The organism is Sporomusa sp. (genome assembly GCF_057736855.1).
Genome location: NZ_JBYKYF010000174.1, coordinates 1 through 6,369 on the forward strand (window position 1 = coordinate 1; position 6,369 = coordinate 6,369).

Sequence of the window (6,369 nt, forward strand, 5' to 3'; positions counted from 1 at the left end):
ACTGGTTACCCCAACATTTATTATAGAGCCAAAAAAAAGACGGTGAGCGGGTACATCTTCCTCCCGTCTTATGTACTAAAATCACCAGTTTATAAAATTTGTCTTAGATATTGCCTAATTTCACCATTTCTTCTGGCTGTAATTGTCTCGTTAATCCGTGACCCAATGTTTAGTTTTTCGAAGCAGTCTACATAAATTTATTCATCATCATCTTCGTATTCATCGTCCTCTTCATCTTCTACCGGGGCCGGAAAGGCAGCATGAAGGGCCTTAGTGGCGATGATGAATACACCGATAACGGCAAACATCGTTGGCAGAGCAACTACCATTAGGGTAATTGCCTTTGCAGTTGCACTTTCCATCCAATTACCTCCCTATTTCGCCAATGCCGGAATCAGGGCAAGTACCAAACCACCAGCTACAACCGATGCAACCTGACCGGCTACATTTACCCCAATAGCATGTTGAATGATAAAGTTAGTGGGATCTTCTTTAAGAGCCATTTTGGCAATGACCCGGCCTGACATGGGGAAAGCTGAAATACCGCAGGCACCTATCATCGGATTGATTTTTGTCTTGCTGAACATGTTTAACAGTTTGGCAAAGAATACACCACCAACCGTATCAAACACAAAAGCTACAGCTCCCAACGCCATAATTAGCAGCACGTCGAAAGTTAAAAAACGTTCAGCAGACATCGTGCCGCCAATGGTAATACCCAATACCAAAGTAACTAGGTTGGCAAGTTCATTTTGGGCTGAATTTGAAAGGTTTTCCACGACTCCGCTTTCTTTCAGAATATTGCCAAACATTAAGCTACCAATCAGCGCAACCGAGATCGGTGCAACAATACCGGCAATAATTACAATCATGATCGGAAACAAAAACTTAGTGGTCTGAGAAACTGGTTCTTCTCCCTCAAACCCCATTTTTATCTTACGTTCGCTTTCAGTCGTAATGGCCCTAATAACCGGCGGTTGGATGACTGGAACTAATGACATGTAACAATACGCAGCAACTGACAGAGGACCTAACAACTCTTGCGCAAAACGGCTGGCTACATAAATGGTTGTCGGTCCGTCCGCAGCCCCAATGATACCAATCGATGCCGCGTGCTCAAACGAAAATCCTACCAAAGTGGCGCCAATCGCGGTAGCAAAAATCCCAAACTGAGCAGCAGCAGCAAATAGCATAACCGACGGTCGACGTATCAGGGGCGTAAAATCGCACATTGCGCCAATGGCAATGAAAATAAGCACCGGGAACAATTCATTGGCAATACCTGCCTTATAGAGAACAATGAGGAAACCTTCTTCACCAGGTACATTTGAAACAGCCGATGAATGGGGAATATTAGCTAAAATTGCGCCAAAACCAATTGGCAAGAGCAGTGTCGGTTCATAATCATGTTTTACGGCAAGATAGATGAGTAACGCGCCTACAACCCACATAACCACATGCTTCCAGGAAAGCCCTATAAAGCCCATGAGAAGTTCGTCAAGCCAAGGGTACTGGTGAAACATTGCTTCCATGTGTATTAGCTCCTCCTAATAGACGTTTGTAAAAGAGGTATCACGATGACTAATTTTCCACAATATTCTGGTAATATACATATTGGAAATAGTGTAGTTCAAAAGCTACTACACTATTTCCCCTTTGCTACTAACCAGATGCGTCAGACCTAGGTATCTATTGTCAATGGTATTTTACGCCTGACGAAAAACAACTTATTTCCGGTACTCATTAACTAAGAACAGCCATAACCTCACCGGGCTTAACATTTTGACCGGCAGTTACGTTGATTGACTTAACCGTACCGTCAGTGGGAGCGCCAATTTCATTTTGCATTTTCATGGCTTCCAGAATAAGAATAACCTCACCCTTCTTAACCTGCTGACCAGCTTTAGCTACTACTTTGCTTACTTTTCCTGGCATAGGAGCTGTTATCGGGGTATCACCGGCAGACACTTGAGCCGGAGCAGCAGCCGGAGCGGCAACTTTAGGAGCCGGAGCTGCTGGCGCAGGAGCAGGAGTAGCTGCCGAGGCAGCAGTCGGACGAGGCTGAGCAGCTACAGCCCCACTTACTTCTTCTACTTCTACTTGATAGGTTGTGCCATTAACAGTTACATTAAATTTTTTCATGGTAATGGACCTCCATTCATTGATGGTGTTCTATTCATTTACGCAAACTGACGGCTATCCATAATTTTTTGCCGTCCGGCATGTACCCATTGGTTACTTGTACGGGTAATCCTGACAGCTAGGTTGCTTGTTCCCATCATGGCATAGATGCTAGCAGTAATGACAGCAACTATCTCAGGACTGATACCCTCAGCAGCTACAGCCATGGAAGATTCTGCTGGAGATTCGGTCGCTGTTGCTGCGGCCACTGGTTTCTTTTTCTTTTTTTTCTTAGGTTCAGGCTCTGGTTTGCCGAATAAAGAATCCAAAAAGCCCACGTGCATATCCCCTTTCTTTCGCTTCGTACTCTAAGGGAGAAGAAGATTATAGTGGAATACTGCCATGCTTTTTGGCTGGACGCTGTTCACGTTTAGTTGCCAGCATGTTGAGAGCAGTAATAATCCGTGGCCGGGTTTCTTTCGGTTCGATAACTTGATCAACAAAGCCGCGTTCGGCTGCTTTATACGGGGTAGCAAATTCTTCCACATATTTTGCAGTTTTTGCTTCAGCATCAGCATCACCGCGGAAGATAATATTAGCAGCTCCTGCCGGCCCCATAACCGCAATTTCAGCGCTAGGCCAAGCGAGTACCTGATCAGCACCTAAATCCTGAGAACACATAGCCAAATAAGCGCCACCATAGGCTTTACGGGTAATCAGGGTAACTTTAGGAACCGTAGCTTCAGAGTACGCATACAGCATTTTAGCACCATGACGGATAATGCCGCCATATTCTTGGTCAGTACCAGGCAAAAAGCCGGGAACATCAACCAGATTTACTAACGGCAGGTTAAATGCATCGCAAAAACGAATGAACCGCGCTGCTTTGTCGGAGGCGTTGATATCAAGACAACCGGCCATATTATTCGGCTGATTAGCAATAATACCTACCGGCTGACCATCAAAACGGGCAAAACAAGTAATAATATTTTGCGCAAAGTGAGCATGGACTTCATAAAACTCACCATTATCGACAATCGACTTAATTACATCCTTCATGTTATATGGTTGATTCGGGTTATCCGGTAATAGCGTATTAAGCCCTTCATCCATGCGATTGGGATCGTCGCCAGTATCGACAATCGGAGCATCGTCTAGGTTATTGCTTGGTAAGAAACTTAGGAGATATCGCACTTGTTGCATGCAATCCTCATCATTTTCAGTTGCAAAGTGGGCCACACCTGAAATCGTGTTATGAGTCATGGCTCCACCCAATTGCTCGGCAGTTACCTCTTCAGCAGTAACTGATTTAATAACCTGCGGACCAGTAATAAACATCTGACTGGTGTTTTTTACCATGAAAATAAAATCCGTCAGCGCCGGGGAATAAACAGCGCCACCGGCGCAAGGTCCCATAATGACTGAAATTTGTGGAATTACCCCAGAAGCCATAGTATTTTGGAAGAAAATCTTGCCATAGCCGGAGAGAGCGTCTACTCCTTCTTGGATCCGAGCACCGCCAGAATCATTAATACCAATTAATGGTGCACCCATTTTAAGAGCCAGTTTTTGGACTTTGACAATTTTATTGGCATGCATTTCCCCCAGCGAACCACCGATAACCGTAAAGTCTTGGGCATAAACATAAACCAAACGGCCATCAATCGTACCATAACCTGTTACTACACCTTCACCCGGAGATTCGACATTCTCCATGCCAAAGTTAGTGCAGCGATGACTGACAAATTGATCTAATTCAACAAAGGTTCCCGGATCTAATAATTTTTCCAAACGCTCACGGGCTGTAAGCTTGCCGCTGGCATGCTGTTTTTCAACCCGCTTTTGCCCACCACCGAGTTTGACCTTTTCCTGGCGTCTTTTCAGGTCAGCAATTTTTTCTTGGATTGTAGCCATTTAAAAACACCTCCATAACTCTTGGGGATTACTTGCGTTCTGATAATTCGAGTAGAATACCGCCGGTTGCTTTCGGATGAACAAAAGCAATACTGGCACCACCAGCACCATAACGCGGCGATTGGTCAATAAGACGAATACCTTGTTCTTTAAGATCGGCAAGAGCTGCTTCAATGTTGTCAACACGTAAAGCTATATGCTGAATACCTTCGCCATTTTTTTCAATGAATTTAGCTACCGGTCCATCGGGTGAAGTAGATTCTAATAGTTCCACTTCACTGTCGCCACAAGGAATAAAACAAACTTTTACTTTCTGTTCTTCAACAACTTCTTCGCCCATAGCAGTCATACCCAGTACTTCTGTATAAAATTTCTTGGCTTGTTCCATATCTTTGACGGCAATACCGATATGATCAACTCTGAGGACCTTGAATTTACGTGCATTTACGCCGTTACAAGCATCTTGCGACATGTAACAATACCTCCTGTTAACATGAATTGTAGTTCCAATCTTTTTCAATAATATCATATTTTCAAATTATGTAATATGCTAACATTCACAATTTTTAGCGCAGCACCTGGCGCAATAAATCATGAACCACAGTGTATGGGTCTTGCTCCCTTCTTTCAATCGCTGCTACTAACAAGTCAAATGCATCTCCGGTAGCAAGATTATTCACGATATATCGACCGATTTGTTCATCCAGCAAAGCAAGAAGTTCGTTTTTTGTACGCTGTGTGCGTCTGACAGCCAATTGTCCCGACTGTTTCAGATAGTCGATATGTTCTTCAATGGTAGCAACAAGTTCGGTGATCCATTCCCCTTTACTAGCCACTGTCCGGTTAAATGGTGGACGCCAATCCAACAATGTCTGGTTTAAATCCAGCATCATCTCAATCTCTGTATGTAAGCGCTCTACACCATCTCTGTCAGCTTTATTAATAACGAAAATATCGGCAATTTCTAATATACCCGCTTTTATCGCCTGAATATCATCGCCCAATCCTGGTACTAAGACGACCATGGTGGTATCCGCGGCTTTAACAATATCGACTTCTGATTGCCCGACACCTACAGTCTCTATAAAAATAACGTCCTTACCTGATGCATCCAAAATTTTTACAGCTTCAGCTGTCTTGCGTGACAACCCCCCCAAGCTACCTCTCGTCCCCATACTTCGAATAAATACCCCTTCATCCAGAGTGAGTTCATTCATTCGAATACGGTCACCTAAAATAGCGCCGCCGGAAAACGGACTGGTTGGATCCACAGCGATGATTCCCACAGTTTTTCCCAAACGACGATATTCTTTGGCCAATTTATCAGTAAGTGTACTCTTTCCGGCACCCGGAGGTCCGGTAATGCCAATAACATGCGCATTACCGGTATGCGGATACAGTTTTTGCATAATCTCGGCTGCTTCATCGTACTCATTTTCTACTGCGGTGATAGCGCGGGCTAAGGCCCGTTTGGACCCAGCCAGCACCTCTTCAACGATATTCTTCATGTCTATCCCCTGTACGCTCTCAAAACTCTGAGAGGGTGTTTATTTTACATTCGCTTTGATAAATTCAACAATATTGGCTGTCGGTGTGCCTGGAGTAAATATTTCGGCTATACCTGCAGCTTTAAGTCCTGGAATATCCGCATCAGGAATAACACCACCGCCAATGATTAGCACATCGTCCAAACCCTTTTGTTTGCACAATTCAACAATGCGTGGGAAAAGGTGATTATGAGCACCAGACAGCAGGCTGAGCGCCACAACATTTACGTCTTCTTGCAGCGCTGCTTCCACAATTTGCTCTGGAGTCTGGCGAAGACCAGTATATATTACTTCAAATCCGGCATCACGGAGAGCGCGGGCTACGACTTTGGCGCCACGGTCATGACCGTCGAGACCAGGCTTTGCGACCAATACTCTAATACGTTTTTCCATCGTTGTCCCTCCTATTAACTTATAGACTTACATGCGCTTCGTATTCACCAAATACTTTACGCATTACGCCGCAAATTTCTCCCAGAGTTGCATAGGCTTTAACAGCATCAAGAATAAGCGGCATAAGATTAGTGTTTTCATTTTTGCAGCCTTCCTCTAACTTAGCAAGTGTAGCGGCAACAGCCGCATTGTCCCGACGAGCGCGCAGGGCTGCAAGTTTTTTCTTTTGTAATTCACCAACAGAAGCATCCACTCGTAATAGACCTTCTACCGGTTTCTCCTCAATTTGGAACTGGTTAACGCCAACAATAATGCGCTGTTTGTTTTCTACTTCCATTTGCCATCTGTAAGCACTTTCTTGGATTTCACGCTGGATATAGCCTTTTTCAATAGC

At 44.4% G+C, this 6,369-nt stretch carries 9 protein-coding genes; all 9 read right to left on the reverse strand.

The genetic code is table 11. From position 1 onward, the window contains the following. Positions 1-197: 197 nt before the first annotated feature. Positions 198-362: a hypothetical protein gene (locus tag AC29Z1_RS11560; RefSeq protein WP_488271614.1), complete on the reverse strand. Its 165-nt coding sequence runs from the start codon at positions 360-362 to the stop codon at positions 198-200. Positions 363-374: 12 nt separating this feature from the next. Beyond that, a complete protein-coding gene (locus AC29Z1_RS11565) occupies positions 375-1,532 on the reverse strand; it encodes a sodium ion-translocating decarboxylase subunit beta (protein ID WP_488271615.1) in 1,158 nt (385 codons plus the stop codon). 211 nt (positions 1,533-1,743) lie between these two features. Beyond that, entirely contained in the window at positions 1,744-2,142 is a 399-nt protein-coding gene (locus tag AC29Z1_RS11570) for a biotin/lipoyl-containing protein (RefSeq protein ID WP_488271616.1), read from the reverse strand. 38 nt (positions 2,143-2,180) lie between these two features. Further along, positions 2,181-2,459, reverse strand: coding sequence for an OadG family transporter subunit (locus AC29Z1_RS11575; protein WP_488271617.1), 279 nt, complete (start codon positions 2,457-2,459; stop codon positions 2,181-2,183). A 46-nt stretch (positions 2,460-2,505) separates the two neighbouring features. Then, on the reverse strand, positions 2,506-4,035 hold the full coding sequence (mmdA, locus tag AC29Z1_RS11580) for a methylmalonyl-CoA decarboxylase subunit alpha (protein WP_488271618.1): 1,530 nt from the start codon (positions 4,033-4,035) through the stop codon (positions 2,506-2,508). Positions 4,036-4,063: 28 nt separating this feature from the next. Continuing rightward, complete coding sequence (mce, locus tag AC29Z1_RS11585) at positions 4,064-4,507, reverse strand: methylmalonyl-CoA epimerase (RefSeq protein ID WP_488271619.1); 444 nt, start codon at positions 4,505-4,507, stop codon at positions 4,064-4,066. 94 nt (positions 4,508-4,601) lie between these two features. Continuing rightward, positions 4,602-5,543: a methylmalonyl Co-A mutase-associated GTPase MeaB gene (meaB, locus tag AC29Z1_RS11590; protein ID WP_488271620.1), complete on the reverse strand. Its 942-nt coding sequence runs from the start codon at positions 5,541-5,543 to the stop codon at positions 4,602-4,604. Positions 5,544-5,582: 39 nt separating this feature from the next. Further along, entirely contained in the window at positions 5,583-5,975 is a 393-nt protein-coding gene (locus tag AC29Z1_RS11595) for a cobalamin B12-binding domain-containing protein (protein ID WP_488271621.1), read from the reverse strand. Between the two features lie 19 nt (positions 5,976-5,994). Next, positions 5,995-6,369: methylmalonyl-CoA mutase family protein (locus AC29Z1_RS11600; RefSeq protein WP_488271622.1), on the reverse strand; the 375-nt coding region annotated here is incomplete at its 5' end.